This is a genomic window from Gilliamella apicola (assembly GCF_003202655.1).
GTDB lineage: Bacteria > Pseudomonadota > Gammaproteobacteria > Enterobacterales > Orbaceae > Gilliamella > Gilliamella apicola_R.
This window is the reverse complement of record NZ_QGLR01000009.1, coordinates 602,985-626,760: the sequence shown is the minus strand read 5'-3', so window position 1 is coordinate 626,760 and position 23,776 is coordinate 602,985. Positions and strand designations below refer to the sequence as shown.

Below are 23,776 nucleotides of genomic sequence, written 5' to 3'. Positions count from 1 at the left end.
CAATTATTTTGTTTGGCATTTTGCAACATCAGATAAACCTGAAGGCCACTCCGTATTAGGATCAAGTCTTACCCAAGCCACACCAGGAAGACCTGTTTTAACGTGAGTAATATAACATCTTAACAATTCTGGGCTTAATTGAGCTTTAACTCTAAACATCAATTTTTGACGCTCATCTTTGGTTTCAACAGTTTTAGGTGTAAATTGCGCAACACTTGAAACAAATGAAATTTTTGCTGAAATCGCTTTATTCGGAAGCGCATCAAGTACTAATCTTACTTCGTCGCCAATACCTACTTTACCGGCAATGGTTTCTGGTAAAAAGAAAGTCAAATAAACATCAGAAAGATTAACTAGATTTAGTACCTTACCGCCTGATGGTAAAACCTCACCGAGTTGCGCAATACGATATTGAATCCGACCATCAACTGGCGCAGTTAAAGTACTGTCATTAATATCAGCTTGAATTTGATTGATATTGGCTTGGGCAACATTGATTGCTGATTTAGCACTTTCTACCCCAGCTTGGGCGGCTTCAATAGCCGCATCTGCCGCAGTCACTTGTGATTTAGCCGAATCTAGTGCAGCTTTGGCACTATTTACTTTAGCGGTATCATCATCAAATTGTTGCACAGAAATCGCCCCTTTTTGATAAAGAGTTGCCGTACGTTGTAAATGTTTTTGGGCGATATCTAAATCACTCTCTTTTTGAGTGACGCCAGCTAATGCCGCAACCTTATCACTCATCTTTAAAGCAACTTGGGCTTTTGAGGTAGCTTCATTACTCATTGCTTGTCGATATTGTGCTTGAGCTTCATTTAGCTGAGCTTGCAAAGTATCCGTTTGCATAATGACTAAAGGCTGACCTGCAGTAACAAAATCACCTTCATCAACATTAATTTTTTCAATTCTACCGGCTAATTTTGTCGAGATATTGATTTCAGTCGCTTCGATGCGCCCGTTACCACTAGTAAAATCGGAACCATAACCATCAGGTTTAAATTGCTGCCACAAGATAAAACCGAGAGCAAAAACCGCAACGACAATAATAATCCATTTTTTGTTTATTTGTTTCATGAATAATTCCTATTCTAAAGTGCCCAATTTATCATAACCATTAACAAAAAATTTAACTGTTATAAGCTATTTATTTTCAATTAATTCATAATAACAGATGTTTTTTACAAATAAAATCGACTCTGAAAGCAAGCGCAGTAAATGCTAAAAAAAACAATTTATAATTTTGAGCGTAATTGAAACTATTGTAAATTCTTAGTTATTTAGAAATGAATATTAATATAACCACTGACGATGTACATTGTAGATTAATAGAGGAAAGTTATTAGTTAAAGGTAGAAAAGTAGCAAACGAGAGTTATTCATGCAAAACTCCAAATAACAGTAAGCTTTATTTGGAGTTTGATGATTAATGTTGAAAAAAATTATAAATCAGGTCTAAAACGTCTTAATTCTTTTATTGGAATATCGCCCTGAATAGTACATTTAATCGTCATTTCATAACTATCTTTATCCACCCCAATAAAGAATAAACTTTCAGCTGTACCTTTTGCTGGCTTGGTGTGGGTTATAACATAGCGATTTTGAGACCAATAGCCATTTTTATAAAAAAACGCATTGGCAATATTGATATCAGTATTTTTAGGTTTTTCCCATTCAATCCAAGAAAATGCTTTTTTAATCTCTTCTAATGATGCATCGGTAGTAAAACCCCAATAATGGAACTGTTCTTCATCATTAGTAAAATCACTATTTTCTTCATAGCTTTCTAATTTAACACCATTAAAAATGATCGGTGGATCAAATTTTATGCTCTTTTTTCCTGACTTCCCTTCTGGTTTAACGGCAAATTTACTATAACCAGTAGGTAAGGCTTCAATCGGAAAATATTGGTGATAGTTTTCTTTATTTAAATCAGAAAAAAAAGTTCTATCACATTGAGTAAAACTTTTTAATAAATCTGTAACGTCATCATCAAATGATGAATTTTGTGCGCTTACCAAAAAAGGCGCAAATAATCCAATTAAACAAAATGATTTAATTTTCACTTCCCATTTCCTTGTTAACGATGAATGAAAAATTTTTTACTTTATGTCGAGGTAAAATAAGATATTATATAAGTAATTACAAGCAATATTTTCGTTAGCTTGATGAAGCATTAACATAATTATAACATTAAAAACTTTCAACTAGTAATATAGCTAGACGTTTTTTCTTAAATAAAGGTGATTTTATGGCACTTCCCTCTTTTTTGACCATCTATAACGAATTGATCTCTACCCCAACAATTAGTAATGTAACCAACGAAAAATTAGACTACTGCAATAAGCCATTAATTGACAAACTAGCAACTTGGTTTACCGATTTAGGCTTTAGTGTTGAACTTCAAGCTGTGCCTAACACCCGCGATAAATTCAATATGTTGGCAACCTATTCAAACAGTGAAAATCAAAGCCAAGGAGGCCTATTACTAAGTGGTCATACTGACACGGTTCCTTTTGATGATGGACAATGGACCAAAGATCCCTTTAAATTAACCGAAGAAAACAATAAGCTTTATGGATTAGGTACGGCGGATATGAAAGGATTTTTTGCCTTTATATTAGATGCCTTACGAGATATCGATCTAAAAAAACTCACTAAACCAATTTATGTCTTGGCCACCGCTGACGAAGAAACGTCCATGGCAGGCGCTTCATTTTTTGCTGAGCAAACAAAATTAAAGCCTGACTGTACTATTATTGGTGAACCTACCTCATTAATTCCGATACGTGCCCACAAAGGATTTATATCTAATGCAATTAGAGTCATTGGTAAGTCTGGCCATTCAAGTGATCCGGACAGAGGCATTAATGCCATCGAAATCATGCATTTGGTGATTGAACAATTACTTCTTTTAAAGCAGAAATTCAAAGAGCAATATCATAATGATGGCTTTAGTGTCCCCTACCCAACGATGAATCTAGGTGTTATTCATGGTGGTGATGCCGCCAATCGTATTTGTGGTTGTTGTGAACTGATTATCGATATTCGGGTATTACCTGATAATGATGTTGACGCAATCTACAATGCACTTTGTCAAGCATTACAACCTGTTATGGATCAGTACCCAAATCGAGTTTCCATCGAATATGAGGTCGCGCCGATTCCTGGTTATGAATGTAAAAAAGATCATCCCGCTTTAACGCATATCGAAAAACTGGTTGGCCACAGCGCGCAAACCGTTAACTATAGTACCGAAGCACCGTATCTCAATCAAATTGCCCCGACCATTGTTTTAGGTCCTGGTTCAATAGAACAAGCCCACCAACCGGATGAATTTATCTCAATGGATTTTTTAAAACCAACTAAGTTAACCATTGAAAATTTGATTAAAGATTTTTGCTTATAAATAGATACATTCGTCGACACAGTCGACGAAAAAGCTTATCGCAGTATAGGTAATAATTAAATATCTCGAGATTTAGACGATATTGACTTGGTAATATTTTTTACAAAAACCCTCTTTTTCTTCTTACCTATAGCGTTAAATGAGCAATTTATCTCAATCGATTTTTCAAAATCAACTAAGTTAACCATTGAAAATTTGATTAAAGATTTTTGCTTATAAATAGATACATTCGCGATACAGTCAACGAAAAAGCTTAACCCAGTTAAAGAGAATAATTAAATATCTTGATATTTAAATAATATAGATATTGGCAATATTTTTTACAAAAACCCTCTTTTTCTTCTTACCTATAGCGTTAAATGAGCAATTTATCTCAATCGATTTTTCAAAACCAACTAAGTTAACCATTGAAAATTTGATTAAAGATTTTTGCTTATAAATAGATACATTCGTCGACACAGTCGACGAAAAAGCTTATCGCAGTATAGGTAATAATTAAATATCTCGAGATTTAGACGATATTGACTTGGTAATATTTTTTTCAGACCTATTGTTTAATTAATCTAACTCATCATCTTTATGTATATTTCCCCATTGGCAAAGCATATCTAAAATAGGTACCAATGTTTTGCCTCGTTCTAACAATCCATATTCAACTTTAGGCGGAATTTGAGGATATTCTTTTCTAAAAATTAATTTATCTCTCTCCATCTCTTTTAGAGTATTACTCAATGTTTTAAATGAGATTTCCTTTATGCTTCGTTTTAGTTCATTAAAACGCATAGATGGTTGATTTTCATTTAACCAATAAAGAATAACGATCTTGTATTTTCCTCGGATCATCGAGAGCGTGTAATTAAATCCGCTATTCTCGAAATTGCCTTCTGCACAATGATGATTTTCCATATTTACGCTCTCCCTAAAGATAGTACATAACGATAATTACCGTACTTTAAAAATAGTTGTATCAATACTACTATGAATACAATATTTATCACAATAAATAGGAATAGTTAAAAATGAAACATACTTTAGTGATTGTTGCTCACCCTGATTTATCATCATCAAGCGTTAATCGCTGCTGGCTTGATAGATTAAAACAATACAAAGAACAAATAACCATACATGATCTCTATTCATGTTATCCATCCTACCAAATAGACACTAAGTTCGAACAAAAGCTAGTTGAAAATCATCAAAATTTAGTGATTCAGTTCCCAATATATTGGTTTAATTGTCCGCCATTGTTAAAACAATGGTTTGATGATGTTTTTACATATGGATGGGCTTTCGGTGCCCTAGGCGATAAATTGAAAAATAAAAAAGTCACTTTAGCGGTTTCTGCCGGTATAAAGAAAGCTGACTATTGCCAAACAGGAAAATATCAATCTACGCTTGAAGAAATACTAAAACCTTTCGAATTAATAATGAATTACGTTCGTGCCGATTATCAACCGATATTTGCAATTTATGGCGCTAACAATGAGCCTGACTATCCAGATAAAATTACCTTGAATGAGATAAATAAAAGCGCGGATGATTATATTAATTGGATGAAGAGATTAGGAATGTTAATCTAAAAGGCATAACGATTACCAATGGCTTAATTAAAATGGTTTTATTAAGACCGTTGAATAACAAATTAGTCCTAATGGATTACGTTCAGATAACTAAAAATAAAATGGTATAAACTACTCAATATTTTTTACCTAACAATCATCTTAGACTGGTAAAAATACACGAGAAAAGTCATACTTTAGCTTCAACTTTGATAAGTTTAATCAGCAATGGCCGACGATGTCGGCGTTATTGATTAAATTTGAAAATTGGCAAAATCAGTGGCAATTTCAGTATTAGCAAAGATGCTCCTAGCTTCAGTAACCAGTTTTTGATTATCTTGTAAACTATACCTAGGGCTAATATGCGTTATGATTAACCGTTTAGCATTAGCTTGTTTAGCTATGCTAGCGGCGTGCACTGTCGTTGAATGTCCTCGCTCAATAGCTTTTGCCTCAAGAGCTTGCTCTTGAGTGGCCTCATGCACTAACAAATCGACGTTTTCAGCTAAATCAATGGACGCCTGACAAGGAATGGTATCACCCAAAATAGCTAATTTTTTGCCTTGTTTAATAGCACCTTGATAATCCTTACCATTAATTGTTCTACCATCTTCTAAAGTAACGGTTAAACCTTCTTTTAAATAAGTGTAATGTGAATCTATTTGGATGTTATCTTTTTTTAATTTATCAATATTCAGTTTTGCTGGAAGATCCTTTTCAACAATACGATAACCAAAACTAGGCACTCGATGTTGTAATAATTTGGCTTCGACGCGAAATTTACTATCTTCAAACACTAAGCTATCTTGTTCAAGTTCAATAATATTTAAAGGGTAAGTAAGCCATGAAGAACTAATTTCAATCACTGTTTGAATAAATTGCTTAATACCTTTAGGTCCAACTAACGTTAATGCCGATTGCTTTTGCATTAATGAACGAGAGGTCAACACACCAGGTAGACCAAATAGATGATCACCATGCAAATGCGTCAAAAAAATCATTTCCAATTTAGATAAACTAAACTTAGCCTTTTGCATTTGCAACTGCGTTGCTTCACCACTATCAAACAGCCATAATCTCCCTCGTTCTTGTCGAAGATCAAGCATAATACTACTTACATTACGTTCAGCGGTTGGAGAACCGGCACTTGTTCCTAAAAAAGTTAAATTCATACCAAAATCAAATTGTGATTGAAAATCTTATTATATACTGAGAATAACTATTGATAATTTTATTTTGTTATAAAGAACAGAAAAATTTTTATAGTAGCTTTGTTCATTAATTCATTTATAACTGTACGATAAAGCCCAAATGTTGATATTGCTAAAATTAGTAGAATAATTTAAATAATGATTTTATCTTCTACGCGGTTTAATTAAAATTAGACCGATAAAGATCAAGTTGTTTTGTTCGTTGAAAATTTAGTTCGGCAAGGCAAGAGAATTTAAACATATTAAGCGCATTTTCAATTGCCCCACCACCTAACGAATACGCAAAGTCACACTGCAAATCACGATATTTAATAAATTCTTGGTTAGTTCTTTTCAGTTTGGTTTTAGCAATTATGATGTACTGTTTGTCTTCATACCAATTGGTAAGTGCATCGAAAAATTTCTGCTGCGATTTATCTAATTCAGCTTGACTGGTATAAAAAATTTTTTCTAAACATTTAGTCAATTCTGCTTCTGAAGAAGTAGACCCACTACAGTAACTGCGTAATTCAAGCTGATTTAAATCAGCTAACTTCGAATTAGCATAAATTTGTAGTGGCATAGAAATAATAAATATAGTCATTAATTTTATTAATTTCATAACACATTGAAACTCAATTTATAGTGCAGAATTTAGTTAAATTCGTGATTTTTAGTATAGATTAGACGTTTTTACGTTCAATGGTCTGTTCGCCCCAGAAGAGCTTATCAGCTTTAGTTTTAGCGAAAGCGCGTTGTAATACTTCATCGCTGCCTTCTTCCCAAATTTGTTCTGCTAATTTTTCATCATTATTAGCTAATTCAAAAATAGCCTCGGCAATTTCGATAGAAGTTTCACGAATGTTTGCCCAAGAACGAATATCATGTATTTCTTTTTTGGTACTATTCATTTTTATTCTCCTTATTTGCTAAGATTACAGGTAAAATAAACCCAATTGAAACAAAACACAATAGGCGGTATTCTTTATGCTGACAATTATCTCTCCATCCAAAACGCTTGATTATCAAAGTCCCCTCACTACCCAAACCCATAGCTTACCCGAATTTTTGCAATCGACAAAACAACTTGTGGCGGTTTGCCAAAAACTTAGCAGTGATGACTTAACTAAATTAATGTCAATCAGCCCAAAACTTGCTACCGCCAATTATGAACGTTTTCAAAACTGGCAGGCTGATTTTAATTTTGATAATGCAAGACAAGCTATTTTGGCTTTTAAAGGTGATGTCTATGAGGGGTTGCATGTTGAAGATTTTAATGATGGTGATCTAAAATTTGCCCAATCCCATTTACGCATTTTATCAGGATTATATGGTTTATTACGACCACTTGATTTAATTCAGCCCTATCGTTTAGAGATGGGGATCCGTCTTAAAAATGGTAACTATACTAATCTATATCAATTTTGGGGAGATAAATTAACCGATAAACTCAATGATGAATTAGCCAAATCATCGCAGCCAACATTAATTAATTTAGCTTCTAACGAATATTTCAAAGCAATCAAACCCAAACAGCTAAAAGCCAAAATTATCCAACCTATCTTTTTAGATAAAAGTAAAGAGGATTATAAAGTGATTAGTTTTTACGCCAAAAAAGCACGTGGCTTGATGAGTCGATTCATTATAAAAAATAGCATTAATAATAGTGACGATATTAAAAGTTTTAATTTGGCAGGTTACCAATTTGATTCACAACGCTCAACTGAATTAGAATGGTACTTTACCAGAAATCACGCATAAAAGAGTCATGGAATTTCTAATCACATTATGGCAACAGTTTTTAACAACTTTGCCTCTGTTCGTTTTGATTTTATTAGGTTATATAGCGGTAAAAGCAGGTCGTTGGCAAAAAACGGTAACAGATAGTGTTACCAAATTTACCTTCTATATTGCCTTTCCGATTATGTTATTTCAAATTATGAGCCACTTTTCCGAACATTCTGAAATTGACGCCAATCTTTTATTGGTCTTTTTTGGTGGCTCATTTATGGTGTTTGCCTTAGGTTGCTTTATCGCCGTTAAATTTTTCAAACTAAATGGCTCACAAAGTACCATGTTTGCGATGGGGGGAATTTATACTAATACGGTGTTTGTCGGTATTCCAATTATCAAAATGTTATTAGGTGAAAAAGCCATTCCAATTGTGGCCATTATTGTAATCTTTAATGCTCTCATTTTATGGACATTAGCAACCGTATCGATTGAATTTGTACAGATGGGCAAACTATCAGCTAAAGGCTTTATAAAAGCGTTTAAAAATGTATCAAAAAATCCAATTATTATTGGTATCTTTGCTGGAATTGTCGTCAATTATGTGCGAATTCCACTACCATTCTTTATCAATCAAGCGACAAAGATGGTAAGCGATATGACCGCGCCACTCTCATTAATTGTATTAGGAATGGGACTTGCTGAATATAAGATCCGCGATGACTTACCGATCACCATAACAATCTGTATTTTAAAACTGTTTATCTTACCTATTGTTACCTATATCCTAGCAATACTGGTGGGATTGCCGCTATTAGAACTGCAGGTTATCGTATTATTAAGTTCAGTATCAATTGCGATAAATTGTTATATGATGGCAAGACAGTTTGCAGTATTGCAAGGGCCTATTGCTTCGAGTTTATTGATATCGACGGCATTATCATCTGTGACAACGCCGTTAATTCTATCAATAATGTTACAGTTACCTTTTGCTTAGACAAGATTATTTCGATCCTTTGAATTTATGATGAAGAATCAAGGCAAAAACAATAACTGCACTACCTACAGAAAACCGGCCCCAATCAATCGATTGGTGCCATATAATGACGTTGACTAAAATTCCGGTTGGAATAACCAAATTATTCATAATCGCCAGTGTACCAGAATCGACTTTAGTCGCACCTAAATTCCACAAGAAATAACATAATCCCGAAGCCACAACACCTAACCAAATAATAATCCCCCACTGTAATTGCGTGGTAGGAAGTTTGTCAGCATTACCAAATAATAACCAACCAATAGTGGCTACAACAATCGCCCCAAAATAGACCCAAGCAAAAGCTTGATGTTGCGGTAATGGATAGAGTTCCATAATACGTTTATAACCGACTTGTCCTAAAGCAAAGACAATATTGGCGCCCTGAATGAGTAAAAAGCCGATGATGAAATCTCGACTAATGTGATCATAACGGATAATTGCCGCACCAATGACCGCTATAATCGCCGTTAATAGATAATTAAGTCTTAGTCGATGTCCCTGCAGTAAATCATAGATAATGGTGACATAAATTGGCGTGGAAATGGTAAATAATAAAACCTCTGGCACCGAAATATATTGGAAAGAGTTGTAATAAAAGAAGTACATAATTCCTAATTGGCACGCACCTACCCCCATCAATAGCAGCATCTGCTTAATAGAGACATTTTTGAAACGTAAAAAAGGAATAAAGGTAATAAAAGCCAGCAAAACGCGCATGACTACCGCAAACCAAGTATCCACTTGGCCACTTAAATAAACCGCAATAAAACTAAATGAAAACGACCAAACAATAGTGACAAAAATAAGGTAATACATAATAGGATAATTGAATAATGATAAACAGGCACGCATCCTAGCAATTCATATCGCAGTTGTAAACCTTTTGAAATATAAATTGATTACAATACTTATACTAATTAATTTCTATATCGAATTATTAATTGATTGTCTTTTCAATGTAGATAAATTTATTTTCATCCGTTATAGGAATATCGTCAGCATTCCACATATATTTTCTAACAATTTTAAACAAAAACTTATTATCTTTGTTGTAAATTGAAATAAAATATTTTGGATTAATATAAATTTCATCAAAATTTTCAGCACTATAGTTATTCAATATTGATAACTGTTCATTATCTGTAACGTTAGAATCCTGTAATAATTTTTTAGCTTCGTCAAACGAATAGATACCAGCTCTTCCATAATCAAGGTAGAAATGATTAACCAACTTAGTTTTATCCAAGATTAAAACATAATAACCTACTGTACCACGTTCAGACTCCCCCTCAATAAGAAACACGTTAAATAAATTATTTGCAGAACTTTTGTATAGATATGCATTGAATGAAGTACTGTCTAGGAAATCAGGAATTGCTATTGAAAAATCAAAGTTTTTCTTTGACTTTAAAAAAATTACATGACAATTATATTCCTCTTTATCTGGGAGCCAATCGCAACTAATTTGATTATCATCAAATGTCCAAGAGTCACCACTAATTTCTTTGAGGGGAATTTCATGATTATAATATTGCCAAGATGTTAAATTCTTATAATTTGTGGCTTCACATAAACCAATATTACCAATCATAAAAAACATGATAGCGAAGAAATAAGATTTCATGCCATATCCTTATCTAATTTTGAGAGTGATCTTTAACAAATTTAATTAGCTAGCTAAATTAATAAATCGTAATATAAATAAATCCTATCTTAAGACTTAGCGACTAACTGATTACTGATATAGTTTAACAAATCAAAGATCCTCAAAAAAGTCATTTTATGGCATAATGTATGCCAATTCACATTTCAACGGTTTTGCTTAAAATGATCGATATCTTCAAGGCAAAACGTATTAAAAACGAGAGAAAAGCTTAGTGTTAAGTACAAATAACATCACAATGCAATTCGGCAGTAAGCCACTATTTGAAAATATTTCCGTCAAATTTGGTAATGGTAATCGTTATGGATTAATTGGTGCCAATGGTAGTGGCAAGTCCACTTTTATGAAGATTCTTGGCGGTGATTTAGTACCAACATCAGGAAATGTTGCATTAGATCCTCATGAGAGATTAGGTAAATTACGCCAAGATCAATTTGCTTTTGAAGACTATAGCGTACTTGATACCGTAATTATGGGGCACACCGAGCTATGGCAAATCAAACAAGAGCGTGATCGCATTTACGCATTAGCTGAAATGAGCGAGGAAGATGGTTTTAAAGTCGCCGATTTAGAAACCCAGTACGCCGAAATGGATGGTTACAGTGCCGAAGCTCGTGCGGGTGAATTATTGTTGGGGGTTGGTATTCCTATTGAACAACATTATGGTTTAATGAGTGAAATCGCACCCGGTTGGAAATTGCGAGTACTTTTAGCCCAAGCCCTATTTTCAAATCCGGATATTTTATTATTAGATGAACCGACCAATAACTTGGATATCGATACCATTCGTTGGTTGGAAGATACCTTAAATGAACGCGAAAGTACCATGATCATCATTTCGCATGACAGACACTTTTTAAATATGGTCTGTACTCATATGGCGGATATGGATTATGGCGAGCTTCGAATCTATCCAGGTAATTATGATGATTATATGACTGCCTCCACACAAGCTAGAGAGCGACTATTAGCCGATAATGCGAAAAAGAAAGCGCAAATTAGTGAACTGCAATCTTTTGTCAGTCGTTTTAGTGCGAATGCATCAAAATCAAAACAGGCGACCTCTCGGGCAAGGCAAATTGAAAAAATTAAACTTGAAGAAGTTAAAGCATCAAGCCGACAAAATCCATTTATTCGTTTTGAGCAAGACAAAAAATTATTCCGTAATGCTTTAGTTGTCGAAAATCTAACTAAAGGATTTGATAATGGACCACTATTTAAAAATCTAAACTTAATGGTCGAAGTCGGCGAAAAAGTGGCTATTTTAGGGACGAATGGTATCGGTAAAACCACGTTACTAAAAACCTTAATGGGCGAGCTAACGCCAGAGCAAGGTGATATAAAATGGTCTGAAAATGCCAATATTGGTTATTATGCGCAGGATCATGAATATGAATTTGAAGAAGATCTAACTGTGTTTGATTGGATGAGTCAATGGAAACAACCAACCGATGATGAGCAAGCCGTACGCAGTATTTTAGGTCGCTTATTATTTTCACAAGATGACATCAAAAAACAAGTTAAAGTCCTATCAGGTGGTGAAAAAGGCCGTATGCTATTTGGTAAATTGATGATGCAACGCCCTAATATCATCGTGATGGATGAACCGACTAACCATTTAGATATGGAGTCAATTGAATCACTGAATATGGCATTAGAGCTTTATCAAGGAACGCTATTTTTTGTTTCCCATGACCGGGAATTTGTTAGCTCACTTGCTAGCCGAATTGTCGAAATCACCCCAGAGAAAGTAATTGATTATACGGGTAATTACGAGGATTACTTGCGTAGTCAAGGAATTGAGTAAAACAAGATATCTTTCTATATAAATAGCCACATTTGTGGCTATTTTTAATTTAACGTTTGGAAATTAGAAATCTAATTCATCCCACCAAATGTCAATTAATTCGCTTGTTTTGACATTTTTTAAGCCATGGCTTTCAAGCCATTTAGTGACAACGTCACGGTTTTCTTCGGTACAATTACCCAATTTTTGCGTACAGACGATCCCTTTCCAACTTAAATAACCACTTCCTTCATAGGCCAAACCATTTGCTTGAATCACTTCTATGATAAATTGATCGACAACATTATCAATGGTTTCTTCACTGGTACCTTCGTCAAATGACCAACTTACGGTGAATCCTAACTCTTTAAACTCTTCGATATGTAATTTTTTTCTTAAACGACGACTACGATTAACCTTTGCCATAATAATATCCTTCTACTGTAGATAATTTAGTTAGTTTTAGAATCTGTATGATGGCTAGATTGCTTCATACTATTCTGGTTTTTTTTAGAAGTTGATGTTTTATCAACACCTCTTCTTTTTGCTGGAGCACGCTTTGTTGCTTTCTTTACCGGCTCCGCTTTAATTCGAGGATCAACTTCGAATCCTTGGGTAAAAATTTCTGGGATCGATGTTTTGAGCAATTTTTCAATTGATTTTAATTGAGAAAGCTCATCAATACAAACTAATGATATCGCCTGCCCTTGATTTTGAGCTCGCCCTGTTCTACCAATACGATGCACATAATCTTCTGCCACTTGTGGTAGTTCATAATTGACAACATGAGGTAATAACTCAATATCTAAACCTCTGGCCGCGATATCGGTAGCGACAAGCGCTCGTATTTGTCCCGACTTGAAGTCAGCTAAAGCTTTTGTTCTTGCCCCTTGACTTTTATTACCATGAATCGCCGAAGCTTTAATACCATCTTTGGTTAGCTGTTCAGCCAAATGGTTGGCTCCATATTTGGTTCTGGTAAAAATTAATACCTGCTGCCATTGATTTTTACCAATCAAATAAGAGAGCAATTCACGTTTACGACGCTTATCTACCCGATGTACATACTGGGTAATTTGCTCAGATACGCTATTGTCTTTAGCCACAGCAACAGACTCAGGTGATTTTAAAATGGTTTGCGCTAATGCTTTTATATCATCTGAAAAAGTCGCCGAAAACATTAAATTCTGTCGTTTTTTAGGTAATTTGGCTATCACACGCCGAATATCATGAATAAATCCCATATCTAACATGCGATCGGCTTCATCCAGTACTAACACTTTTACCGAAGAGAGATCCACCGCATTTTGATGTACTAGATCCAATAATCGTCCTGGTGTAGCGATTAAAATATCCACTCCACCACGAAGTTTCATCATTTGCGGATTGATACTGACACCACCAAATACCACTAGGGAACGAATGGCTAAATAACGGCTATAATCGCGAATATTTTCACCAATTTGTGCTGCTAATTCGCGAGTAGGAGCTAAAATTAATGCATATAAGCGACGTTTACCTTTTCTCGGCTCTGCTTTAACGGCTGTTTTGAGTTGCATTTCATGCAATTTCTGTAAAATAGGCAAACCAAATCCGGCCGTCTTCCCTGTACCTGTTTGTGCACTGGCCATTAAATCTTTGCCTGATAAAATAACGGGGATAGCTTGTTGTTGAATGGGAGTGGGTTCAGTGTAGTTTTGCTCGTGGATGGCTTGTAAAATCTTGGTATCTAAACCAAGAGAGTCAAATGACATGCAATGATTCCTAAATAATCGAAAAAGTGAATAATCTTAACCATTATAAAACAATTTGATAATAATTGTCTGATTATTTTATCTTTTCATGATAACTTGTTTATACTATGCTAATATTTAAAAGAATAGACCTATAAAGTATAGTGTTATACAAAAGTTAAACTGAATAATAGTGTTCGCTTGTAAGATAATCAAATGATATTGATTATCATTATCAATCATTGTATCATTTGCATCCCTTATATCAATTATTTCGTGGAATAGGTATGTCTTTTAATTTCCCTCATTTAAAAAAATTACTTATCGTTTTGATTTTAAGCTGCTTTAGCCTTAACTGTTTTGCTAAAGATGATATTACTTTCGCCAATTTTCGTGATATTCGTGATTTGAATCCCCATTTATACTCAGGTGAAATGTGGGCGCAAAATATGTTGTATGAATCTTTAGTTCACTATAACGAAGATGGCAGTTTTTCTCCTTGGCTCGCGGAAAGCTGGGCTATCAGTAACGACGGTAAAACTTACACATTCAAACTCAGAAAAGATGTTACATTCAGCGATGGCGCAAAATTTGATGCGCACAGTGCCAAACTGAATTGGGATGCTGTGTTATCAAATAAAGTCCGTCACACTTGGTTAGAAATGGTGCGCTTAATTACTGAAGTCAAAGCGGTAGATGATTATACGCTACAAGTTAACCTTTCTGAACCTTACTACCCTTTCATGATTGAGATTGCCGTAACTCGTCCAATGCGTTTTATTTCACCTAACTCTATAATCGACGGTGAAACTAAAAATGGGGTTAAGTCTTACATTGGTACCGGCCCATATGTTTTAGGTGATCATAAAAAAGATCAATATGCGGTATTTAACGCAAATCCTACTTATTGGGGAGCTAAACCAATACTAAAAAAAGTGACTATGAAAGTTATCGCGGATAATCAAAGCCGACTAATGGCTTTGGAAAAAGGCGAAATTGATCTGATTTATGGTAAAAATATGGTTGATGCTGATTCGTTCGAACGTTTTTCTAGCATGGATAAGTTTCAAACCTTAATGTCTAAACCAGTTTCAAGCCGAATAGTTCTAATGAATACAACCCGAAGCCAACTTAGTGATGTTAATGTGCGCCAAGCGATTGAACACATCATCAGTAAAAAAGATATTTCAGAGGGTATTTTCAATAACAGTGAAGCACCCGCTGATACATTAATGGCAACCAATATTCCTTATGCTAACCTAGGTTTAAAACCTTATGAATATGACACTAAATTAGCCGAAACCTTACTTGATAAAGCCGGTTGGGTGAAAGTTGAAGGTAATGATTATCGTCAAAAAGATGGTAAACCTTTTGAAATTACCCTCTACTACGATAGTAATACCGCCTCTCAAAAAACGATTGCCCAATATATGCAAGATGAATTTGCCCAAGTCGGATTAAAACTTAATATTCATGGTGAAGAAGAACAAGGTTATCGTGATCGTCAAAAAGCCGGCGATTTTGATATGGTGTTTGATATCTCATGGGGTACGCCATATGATCCACAATCATTTTTATCAGGGATGAAATTACCAGTATATGGTGATTACATGGCCCAACAAGGCTTAAAAGAAAAACCACAAATTGATGCAAGTATCAGTAAAGCATTAATTTCAACTGATGAAAAAGAGCGCCAAGATCTATTCCGTTATGTGCTAGAAACCTTGCATAATGAAGCGGTTTATATTCCACTAACTTATGAACGTAATCGTGCGATTGCGGTTAAAACTCTAAAAGGAATTGAGTTCGCCCCTTCTCAATTTGATATTCCGTTTGAGAAAATGCATTTTTAAAAGACTAATATTATTGACCAATAATGTTAAATTATATTATTAAACGCTTAACGATGATGATACCGATATTATTCGGTATCTCTTTTATCGCCTTTTTGCTTATCAATCTAGCGCCTTCCGATCCGGCTGAAGTTGCATTACGCTTAAACGAAATCATGCCAACCCCTGATGCTATTGAAAGTATGCGCCAAGAGCTAGGGTTAAATAAACCTTTTTTTGAACGATATTTTATTTGGCTCTATGATGTTTTACATCTTGATTTTGGTCGTTCTTTTATTCATCGAGACAGACTCGTTTGGGATGAGATGATCCGTAGCTTAATTCCCACATTAGTTTTAGCAATGTCATCATTTGCATTTACCCTCATCATCAGTTTAATTTTAGGCGTGTTATGTGCGATTTTTGCTAATTCAGCGTTTGATCATATCGTTCGTATTGTTATTTTTCTTGGTACGGCAATGCCAAGTTATTGGTTAGGTTTACTCTTTATTTGGCTGTTTGCTAATTATTTGGATTTACTGCCCACTAATGGTTATGGATCATGGCAAAATCTGATTCTACCAACTTTAACGTTATCGTTTGTTTATATCTCAACTTATATCCGTTTTATTCGCAATAATATGCTTGAAAATATGCATAATTATTCGGTCTTTTATGCTCGTTGTCGAGGTTTGAAAGAAAAAACGATTATAGTTAAACATGTGCTTGTTAATTCACTGCACACCACTATCACCGCCTTAGGCATGACTATTCCGCAATTAATCGCTGGCTCTTTTGTTGTCGAATATATATTTTCTTGGCCGGGATTAGGGCGTTTGTGTATCGCGGCTATCATGAATCGCGATTATCCCGTCATTCAAGCTTATATATTGATTATGGCTATTTTATTTGTAGTGTGTAATTTTATTGTAGATGTTATTCATCAATGGCTAGATCCCCGATTACGTGATAATGGTGGTGCCATATGAATCTAACTAAGAAACTGATTAACAATAAAACGGCGTTAATTTGCCTGATCATCATCACCACAATGATTATTTTAGGGATATTAGCCCCTTATATTGCACCGTTTGATCCCAATAAAGTTCGTATCGTTCGTAAATATGCTGCGATATCGAGCGAACATTGGCTTGGATGTGATCATCTTGGTCGTGATATTTTTTCACGACTACTGTATGGTATTCGCACAACCCTATTCTTATCACTGTTAACCATGATCATTACAATAATCGTTGGTAGTGTCATCGGCCTTATTTCTGGTTATAGACGCGGTAAACTTGACGAATGTATCATGCGCCTTTGTGACATCATGCTGTCATTTCCTAGCCAAGTGATGATTTTGGCGATTGTTGGGGTATTAGGCGTAGGTATTGAAAACGTCATTATTGCTAATATTGTTGTTAAATGGGCTTGGTACAGTCGGATGATTCGTAGTTCAGTAATTAAGTATAGCAGAAAAAATTATATTCTTTTTTCACGAGCCATTGGCGCACCACATTCTTTTATTATTTGTCGTCATTTATTGCCTAATGTAATGTCAGAATTGGTTGTATTAGCAACCTTAGATACTGGTTGGGTAATCTTAAATATCTCAGCTTTATCTTTTATTGGATTAGGCGTCCAAGCTCCTACTGCTGAATGGGGATTAATGTTAAGTGAAGCAAAAAATGTAATGACGCAGCACCCGATGCAAATGGTCTTCCCGGGGATAGCCATTTTAATCGTTGTGGCAGCATTTAATATGTTGGGTGATTGTTTACGAGATATTTTAGATCCAAAGGAAAAACTGCATGAGTAGCCCATTGTTAGCCGTAAAACAACTGACCGTTACCCTTGATAATGGTAACAAGCTACTGAATGATATATCGTTTATGGTCAATCATCATCAATGCTTAGGCATTGTTGGGGAAAGTGGCAGTGGCAAAAGTTTAACCTGTAAAGCCATCATCGGCTTATTAGAATCCTACTTTAGCGTGACTGGGCAAATCCTGTTTAAACCGCAAAATGCTAATTTAGCGTTAGATCTATTAAAACAGAATAAAAAGACGTTGAATCAAATGCGTGGTAGTATCATTTCGATAATTTTACAACATCCAATGAGTGCATTTGATCCACTTTATTGCATTGGTAAGCAAGTGGTCGAAACCCTGCAAGCACATCTCTCTATAGACAAAAACGATGCTATTGCTAAAACGTTAACGATAATTGAAAATATAGGGCTTGAAAAACCCAAAGAGATTTATAAAAAGTACCCGCATCAGTTAAGTGGTGGCATGTTACAACGTATAATGATTGGTATGGCGTTAATGCTTGAGCCTGAGCTTATTATCGCCGATGAACCCACAACGGCATTAGATTCGATTAGCCAGTTTCATATTCTAAAAATGCTGGAAAAGATCAAATCCAAAACGACCATGATCTTTATTTCTCACGATCTAGGCGTCATTCATCATATTGCCGATGAGATTATTGTGATGAATAAAGGAAAGATTGTTGAATCGGGGAGTCGTGATCAGATTTTTTATCATCCCAAACATGAATATACTCGTTACCTAATCGATACTCGCAAGCAATTATTAAATAAATTTAATGCCGTTGCTTGTGCGAAACATTTAAGTTTAATCTCGGAGACAATTTAATGCCACCGTTATTACAAGTTGCTAATGTTAAAAAATCTTTTCTACAACCCAACCAAAGTTTGTTTCGCCATAAAAAAACGGCGGTTATTAAAGGGGTATCGTTCGATTTAAAACAGGGTGAGTGTCTCGGTATTATTGGTGAAAGTGGTAGTGGCAAAAGTACATTAGGCAAGCTAATTTTAGGCTTAGAAAAACCTGACAGTGGCAAAATCTATTTTAATGGCCAAGATATTAGTACTCGAGCATGGAAAAAATCAGCCATGCGTAAAAATATCAGTGCAGTATTTCAAGATTATAATGCGTCTGTTAACCCCTATTTTACTGTTGCTCAGATTATTGCTGAACCACTTGATATTTATGAAAAGTTAGCTAAAAATGATCGAAAGCGGCGTATCAATGCTCTGTTAGAACAAGTAGGATTAGACAGCTCTTTTTATGAACGGTTGCCACACGAAATGAGTGGTGGTCAATTGCAGCGCGTCTGTATTGCAAGAGCAATCGCCTGCTCTCCTCAATTTATTTTATTTGATGAAGCAGTTAGTTCGTTAGACATTTCAGTCCAAACTCAAATTTTAGCACTACTTGCCGACTTACAAAAAGAGCTCAATCTGACCAGTATTTTTATTACCCATGATCTCACCACAATTACTTACCTTTGTGATAAAATCGCCTTTTTTTATAAAGGTGAAATCGTTGAATACATTGATAAAATAGATCAACTTAGTCAAGTTAAAAATCCTTATTCTAAACAGTTACTTGAATCAATTTTAGGTTTTTAAAAATGACCCATTCATCAACATCGAATCATCAATATCAGTTTAAAGATTATCTTAAATTAGTTATTCCATTTATTCTCTCAACCATCACTACCCCACTACTGGGTGTGGTCGATACTGCTTTAGTTGGTCATTTGCCTAATCCTGCCTTTATTGCTGGTATTGCCATAGGAACAGTAATATTTAATACCATTTATTGGTTATTTGGATTTTTAAGGGTCAGTACCACTGGTTTTGCCGCGCAGGCTTTGGATGATTGTTTATTATTAAGATCTTCTCTTATCAGACCTCTGTTTATTGCTATCTTTTTAGGTTTGATATTTATTATTTTTCAAAAGTTAATTTTTAGTGCCTCAATGCACATCATCCAACCTAATCAAGATGTAGAGCATTATGCGGATCTCTATTTTTCGATTTTAATTTGGGGGGCGCCTTTTGTTCTGATTAATTATGTCCTAGTTGGTTGGTTAATGGGGATATCAAAAGTTAAAGCCGTGCTTTTTTTACAAGTCTTTATCAATCTACTGAATATTATAATGGCAATGCTTTTTGTTGGGTGGATGCATTGGGACATTCAAGGAGTGGCTTTTGCAACATTGATTGCGCAAATATGTTGTACTTTGGTCGGTATTTGGTTTATTTATCGGTACTTACCGAAAACTAAGCAAAAAATAGATGTTAAATCTATTTTGTCATGGCAATCATTAAAAGGGGTCATTTTAGTTAATACAAATTTAATGATTCGCACCATCTGTTTATTAACGGTAACTAACCACTTTATTTCGATTGGCTCAACGTTCAATACTGAAGTATTAGCCGCCAATGCCGTTCTATTTCAGATTCATTATATGATGGCTTATCTATTTGATGGTTTTGCGAATGCTTCAAGCGTCTTTAGTGGTCGAGCTAAAGGTAACCAAAATATTCAACTTTATAATCAAACTTTGCGATGGTCTCTACAAGCTTGCATCATTTGTCCAATAATTTTGATTGTCATTTGGTTAACCTTTGATACGGCAATTATAAAACTACTAACGAATCAAATTGAGATTATAACCCTAGCGCTCAAGTATCAATCTTGGTTAATGGTATTCCCTATTGTTGCAGCCGGTGGATTAATCTATTATGGCGTGTTTTCAGGTATTAGCTACACCTCATCTATACGCGACTCAATGCTATTGGCGTTATTAGTTTGGTTTATAGCGCAATACTTTGCCGTACCTCTCTTGGGAAATCATGGATTATGGCTAGCTTATAGTTTATTCAGTTTTGGCAGAACGATATTTTTAATTATCTGGATAAAAAAATCACGTACCTACATTACCGGGTAATTGTCATTATAGCCGAATAGCTAGAGTACTTAGTTCAATATTAAACAATTTTTTTGAACGCGTTACTTCTATCTTTTTCAGATGAACAGGCGTAAAATTCGCCTTCATTTGCCAAATTATATTCAATATTGTGCCTAGTTATTCTGCTATCAAAAAAAGGATCCAACTTTATCATAAAATACGTAGTTTTCAGGATAAAGCTCCGCTAATTGTTTTAATCGTTGCTGGTATTATCGGCTCAATTACGGGTATTGTTGGCGTGTTATTTCAATATGCGGTGAATTGGATTATCTCTCTGCGTAAAACGCTGTTATTTAATCTTGTTGATGATTTAGTGATTAATTATCTTTTAATCTTCACTATTACTGGAACGATGGGATTACTGGCATATTATTTAGTAAAACGCTTTGCGCCCGAATCTGGTGGTTCAGGAATACCAGAAATAGAAGGCGCATTACTCAATTTAAGACCGGTACGTTGGCGCGCGGTTTTACCGGTTAAGTTTATCGGTGGTGTGGGTGCTTTAGGTTCAGGAATGGTGTTAGGTCGCGAAGGTCCTACCGTCCAGATTGGTGGTAACATCGGGGCAATGGTATCAGATCTGCTTAAAGTCAAAAATCAAGCCTATCGACATACATTTTTAGCTACAGGAGCCGCCGCTGGCATCACCGCCGCTTTCAATGCCCCTTTAGCGGGAATTCTATTTATTATTGAAGAGATGCGACCGCAGTTTCGCTACAATTTAACTTCAATTAAAGCTATTTTTGTTGGTGTCATCATGGCTAGCATAATGTACCAATTTTTATACAATCAAGAATCCGTTTTCCAAATAGGTCACTTTAGTGCCGTTCCTATTGAATCTTTGTGGCTTTATCTTATTTTGGGGACATTTTTCGGTGCTATTGGGGTTTTATCCAACAAATGCATATTAACGTTACAAGAACGTTTCAAACAGTTTTATCAATTAAATCAATACTGTTTTATTTTAACCGGATTTTGTTTGGCCGGATCGTTTGGCGTTATAAGTTTTATCTTTCCAGAAATAACCGGTAGCGGTTTTGATTTTATTCCCGATGCTGTTTCCGGTAATTACGCTATCAATACTTTGATGATAGTTTTATGTTTACGCTTTATCACTACGGTTTTATGCTTTAGTTCCGGCGCGCCAGGAGGAATATTTGCTCCAACCTTAGCTTTAGGAACAACGGTCGGTATTACCTTTGGTTTAATTGCACAACTGCTCTATCCCAATTATCATATCGAACTTGGCGCCTGCGCTATTATTGGTATGGGTGGGCTGTTTGCCGCTACAGTGAGAGCGCCACTAACCGGTATCGTTTTAGTAATGGAAATGTCCGATAATTATCAGCTTATTTTACCGATGATTATTACTTGCTTGGGAGCGACATTAATTGCCCAAGCGTTAGGTGGAATGCCACTTTACACATCTATATTGGAAAAGATATTATTGCGAAGTAAATATCAGCAGGATTTAAATACTCAAATACCAACAAAAGCATCTTAATCAATTCTGTTATTTGTTAAACGAAAAAGATAGGTGCGTATCAACATTGAAAAACGTCAGTAGGTTATTCGACATGAGCCGTTTACCAAAAAAGGTAACACTTAGTGTTACCTTTTGAAGTTACAACATAAAATTACTACTACTTTTTAGTATGATGAGGATCTTTAACTGAATCACCTTGACCACTAACTACATACCAACCATTTTTACTGTGTGGTTTTTTGTTATGCTCTGGACAAGGAGGTAAGGATTTTTTACTTTGGTTTGAATATATATAGCCACAATCAGCACACTTATAAGTGCCAGCCGAAACATCACTACCGTACGCAGCAAATTTTTGTACCATTATAAGCTCCTCTAGTAAAATGTTATAAATAATAAGCCGATTTGCTTATTACAGTAATATATAAACGCTGATTGAAACAAAAATCAAGTCAAGATTGAATAAACTCTCAATATCTTCGCTAAAATAGCTTTAAAATATAAAAAAATTTAGATTTTAAAGCTTAAATACTTGATAACAAAAGCAATGCAATTCTATCTTATTTTAAATTGATAATAATGGGTTATTAAAAGCAATTAACAAAAGCTACCCAATCATCTTAAAATAACTGGCGAATAGTTAATAAAATTCAGCTAATTTTTTAAAAGACCTTTTTAAAATATTTTATTTTACGGATAAGACTTATTGGCTTGTTTAACAAGGAAAAAACAACATAAACATCTTAAAATTTTAATTAAAACTAAAATAATGTAACCAATAAAACAACCGTATGCAGGAATAAACAACGCAATGATAAATCCTATATCACCATAACAATTACTAACATATTCTAAATAAAAATATAAAATACCAAACCAGCAAAAAGAAAAAATTAATCCACAAAATAATCCTAAAAAAGAAGTTAATACATGTGTTTGAGGGATGATAAATAATTTTATTAATTGTATTAGGAAAAAAACAATTTCAGAGATTATTATTATACAAAATATTATCAAACAGATATGTGGAACTATATGACTAATATAGAATTCGATTTTTAATAAAAAAAAATCAAAAGTAATTATGAATGTCAAATAACTAACCCAAAAAAGACAGATCCATAATTTATCTTTAGATAAATATTTAATAATTTTTGGCATAATTAATCCCTATAAACTTAAGTTAACTTCACTGTTAACCTAAAAAATCTCATCCAAATAAATATGGTTTCACTCAGATAAAATTAATATTTAACTGCTTAATAATCAGTTATGCATTCTACTTTAGATGGCGAAATAATTCTCTCAAGCAATATCGAAAAATGACAGTTAATCAAGGAAAAATGTTATTTAGATCTTTCAACAAATATAAAACAACATAAAGAATATAACATTTTGATAAATATTAAAATAATATAACACATGAAACTGCCAATCGCAGGCAAAAACGCCCAAACGAGAAACTTTAAACCATTCCATCCCGCACCATTATATGAGACGAAATAAACATATAAAATAAATAGCCAAACAAAAGAAAATACTAACCCCAATATTAATCCTA

At 34.5% G+C, this 23,776-nt stretch carries 22 protein-coding genes and 1 pseudogene; 12 read left to right on the top strand and 11 right to left on the bottom strand.

Going from position 1 to position 23,776, the window contains the following annotated elements; genetic code table 11:
- Nucleotides 1-3: 3 nt before the first annotated feature.
- Nucleotides 4-1,077, bottom strand: coding sequence for an HlyD family secretion protein (locus DKK70_RS07550; protein ID WP_110433421.1), 1,074 nt, complete (start codon nucleotides 1,075-1,077; stop codon nucleotides 4-6).
- A gap of 364 nt (nucleotides 1,078-1,441) precedes the next feature.
- Nucleotides 1,442-2,065, bottom strand: a complete 624-nt coding sequence (locus tag DKK70_RS07545) for a hypothetical protein (protein ID WP_110433420.1) — start codon at nucleotides 2,063-2,065, stop codon at nucleotides 1,442-1,444.
- A 185-nt stretch (nucleotides 2,066-2,250) separates the two neighbouring features.
- Here DKK70_RS07545 and argE point away from each other — a divergent pair, with 185 nt between their 5' ends.
- Nucleotides 2,251-3,408, top strand: coding sequence for an acetylornithine deacetylase (argE, locus tag DKK70_RS07540; RefSeq protein WP_110433419.1), 1,158 nt, complete (start codon nucleotides 2,251-2,253; stop codon nucleotides 3,406-3,408).
- 558 nt (nucleotides 3,409-3,966) lie between these two features.
- On the opposite strand, the gene DKK70_RS07535 is transcribed toward argE, so the two are convergent.
- Complete coding sequence (locus DKK70_RS07535; protein WP_110433418.1) at nucleotides 3,967-4,314, bottom strand: winged helix-turn-helix transcriptional regulator; 348 nt, start codon at nucleotides 4,312-4,314, stop codon at nucleotides 3,967-3,969.
- Nucleotides 4,315-4,427: 113 nt separating this feature from the next.
- Here DKK70_RS07535 and DKK70_RS07530 point away from each other — a divergent pair, with 113 nt between their 5' ends.
- A complete protein-coding gene (locus DKK70_RS07530; RefSeq protein WP_110433417.1) occupies nucleotides 4,428-4,988 on the top strand; it encodes an NAD(P)H-dependent oxidoreductase in 561 nt (186 codons plus the stop codon).
- Nucleotides 4,989-5,221: 233 nt separating this feature from the next.
- Here the strand turns inward: DKK70_RS07530 and rnz are convergent, their stop codons facing one another.
- The 3 genes from rnz to DKK70_RS07515 all read right to left on the bottom strand — a co-directional run bounded on the left by rnz (nucleotide 5,222) and on the right by DKK70_RS07515 (nucleotide 7,068).
- A complete protein-coding gene (gene rnz, locus DKK70_RS07525) occupies nucleotides 5,222-6,139 on the bottom strand; it encodes a ribonuclease Z (RefSeq protein WP_110433416.1) in 918 nt (305 codons plus the stop codon).
- 199 nt (nucleotides 6,140-6,338) lie between these two features.
- Complete coding sequence (locus DKK70_RS07520) at nucleotides 6,339-6,761, bottom strand: lysozyme inhibitor LprI family protein (RefSeq protein WP_181415944.1); 423 nt, start codon at nucleotides 6,759-6,761, stop codon at nucleotides 6,339-6,341.
- 79 nt (nucleotides 6,762-6,840) lie between these two features.
- Nucleotides 6,841-7,068: a YccJ family protein gene (locus tag DKK70_RS07515; protein WP_110433414.1), complete on the bottom strand. Its 228-nt coding sequence runs from the start codon at nucleotides 7,066-7,068 to the stop codon at nucleotides 6,841-6,843.
- 76 nt (nucleotides 7,069-7,144) lie between these two features.
- Here DKK70_RS07515 and yaaA point away from each other — a divergent pair, with 76 nt between their 5' ends.
- Together yaaA and DKK70_RS07505 are read left to right on the top strand one after the other, a co-directional pair.
- Nucleotides 7,145-7,918 carry a peroxide stress protein YaaA gene (gene yaaA / locus DKK70_RS07510; RefSeq protein ID WP_110433413.1) on the top strand — a complete coding sequence of 258 codons (774 nt, stop codon included), beginning with the start codon at nucleotides 7,145-7,147 and terminating at the stop codon, nucleotides 7,916-7,918.
- A gap of 7 nt (nucleotides 7,919-7,925) precedes the next feature.
- Complete coding sequence (locus DKK70_RS07505) at nucleotides 7,926-8,885, top strand: AEC family transporter (protein ID WP_034882209.1); 960 nt, start codon at nucleotides 7,926-7,928, stop codon at nucleotides 8,883-8,885.
- A gap of 6 nt (nucleotides 8,886-8,891) precedes the next feature.
- Here the strand turns inward: DKK70_RS07505 and DKK70_RS07500 are convergent, their stop codons facing one another.
- Both DKK70_RS07500 and DKK70_RS07495 read right to left on the bottom strand, forming a co-directional pair.
- On the bottom strand, nucleotides 8,892-9,743 hold the full coding sequence (locus DKK70_RS07500) for a carboxylate/amino acid/amine transporter (RefSeq protein ID WP_110433554.1): 852 nt from the start codon (nucleotides 9,741-9,743) through the stop codon (nucleotides 8,892-8,894).
- 121 nt (nucleotides 9,744-9,864) lie between these two features.
- On the bottom strand, nucleotides 9,865-10,551 hold the full coding sequence (locus tag DKK70_RS07495) for a hypothetical protein (RefSeq protein WP_110433412.1): 687 nt from the start codon (nucleotides 10,549-10,551) through the stop codon (nucleotides 9,865-9,867).
- 253 nt (nucleotides 10,552-10,804) lie between these two features.
- Between DKK70_RS07495 and DKK70_RS07490 the strand changes: the two genes are divergently transcribed.
- Nucleotides 10,805-12,397, top strand: coding sequence for an ABC-F family ATPase (locus tag DKK70_RS07490; protein ID WP_110433411.1), 1,593 nt, complete (start codon nucleotides 10,805-10,807; stop codon nucleotides 12,395-12,397).
- A gap of 63 nt (nucleotides 12,398-12,460) precedes the next feature.
- On the opposite strand, the gene DKK70_RS07485 is transcribed toward DKK70_RS07490, so the two are convergent.
- Together DKK70_RS07485 and DKK70_RS07480 are read right to left on the bottom strand one after the other, a co-directional pair.
- Nucleotides 12,461-12,802, bottom strand: a complete 342-nt coding sequence (locus DKK70_RS07485; protein ID WP_110433410.1) for a YggL family protein — start codon at nucleotides 12,800-12,802, stop codon at nucleotides 12,461-12,463.
- Between the two features lie 107 nt (nucleotides 12,803-12,909).
- A pseudogene (locus DKK70_RS07480) lies at nucleotides 12,910-14,130 on the bottom strand (DEAD/DEAH box helicase); the annotation flags it as partial.
- A gap of 266 nt (nucleotides 14,131-14,396) precedes the next feature.
- On the opposite strand from DKK70_RS07480, the gene nikA reads away from it, so the two are divergent.
- The 7 genes from nikA (at nucleotide 14,397) to clcA (ending at nucleotide 22,233) form a co-directional block, all read left to right on the top strand.
- On the top strand, nucleotides 14,397-15,962 hold the full coding sequence (nikA, locus tag DKK70_RS07475) for a nickel ABC transporter substrate-binding protein (protein WP_110433408.1): 1,566 nt from the start codon (nucleotides 14,397-14,399) through the stop codon (nucleotides 15,960-15,962).
- A 23-nt stretch (nucleotides 15,963-15,985) separates the two neighbouring features.
- A complete protein-coding gene (gene opp1B, locus DKK70_RS07470; RefSeq protein WP_034882214.1) occupies nucleotides 15,986-16,930 on the top strand; it encodes a nickel/cobalt ABC transporter permease in 945 nt (314 codons plus the stop codon).
- On the top strand, nucleotides 16,927-17,760 hold the full coding sequence (gene opp1C / locus DKK70_RS07465) for a nickel/cobalt ABC transporter permease (RefSeq protein WP_110433407.1): 834 nt from the start codon (nucleotides 16,927-16,929) through the stop codon (nucleotides 17,758-17,760). Before opp1B ends, opp1C begins: the two co-directional genes overlap by 4 nt.
- Nucleotides 17,753-18,601, top strand: a complete 849-nt coding sequence (locus DKK70_RS07460; RefSeq protein WP_110433406.1) for an ABC transporter ATP-binding protein — start codon at nucleotides 17,753-17,755, stop codon at nucleotides 18,599-18,601. Before opp1C ends, DKK70_RS07460 begins: the two co-directional genes overlap by 8 nt.
- Entirely contained in the window at nucleotides 18,601-19,380 is a 780-nt protein-coding gene (locus tag DKK70_RS07455; protein ID WP_110433405.1) for an ABC transporter ATP-binding protein, read from the top strand. Before DKK70_RS07460 ends, DKK70_RS07455 begins: the two co-directional genes overlap by 1 nt.
- A gap of 2 nt (nucleotides 19,381-19,382) precedes the next feature.
- A complete protein-coding gene (locus tag DKK70_RS07450) occupies nucleotides 19,383-20,708 on the top strand; it encodes an MATE family efflux transporter (RefSeq protein ID WP_110433404.1) in 1,326 nt (441 codons plus the stop codon).
- A gap of 127 nt (nucleotides 20,709-20,835) precedes the next feature.
- On the top strand, nucleotides 20,836-22,233 hold the full coding sequence (clcA, locus tag DKK70_RS07445) for a H(+)/Cl(-) exchange transporter ClcA (RefSeq protein ID WP_375334978.1): 1,398 nt from the start codon (nucleotides 20,836-20,838) through the stop codon (nucleotides 22,231-22,233).
- Between the two features lie 139 nt (nucleotides 22,234-22,372).
- Here clcA and DKK70_RS07440 read toward each other — a convergent pair whose 3' ends face one another.
- On the bottom strand, nucleotides 22,373-22,579 hold the full coding sequence (locus DKK70_RS07440; protein WP_110423416.1) for a hypothetical protein: 207 nt from the start codon (nucleotides 22,577-22,579) through the stop codon (nucleotides 22,373-22,375).
- Nucleotides 22,580-23,776 lie beyond the last annotated feature (1,197 nt).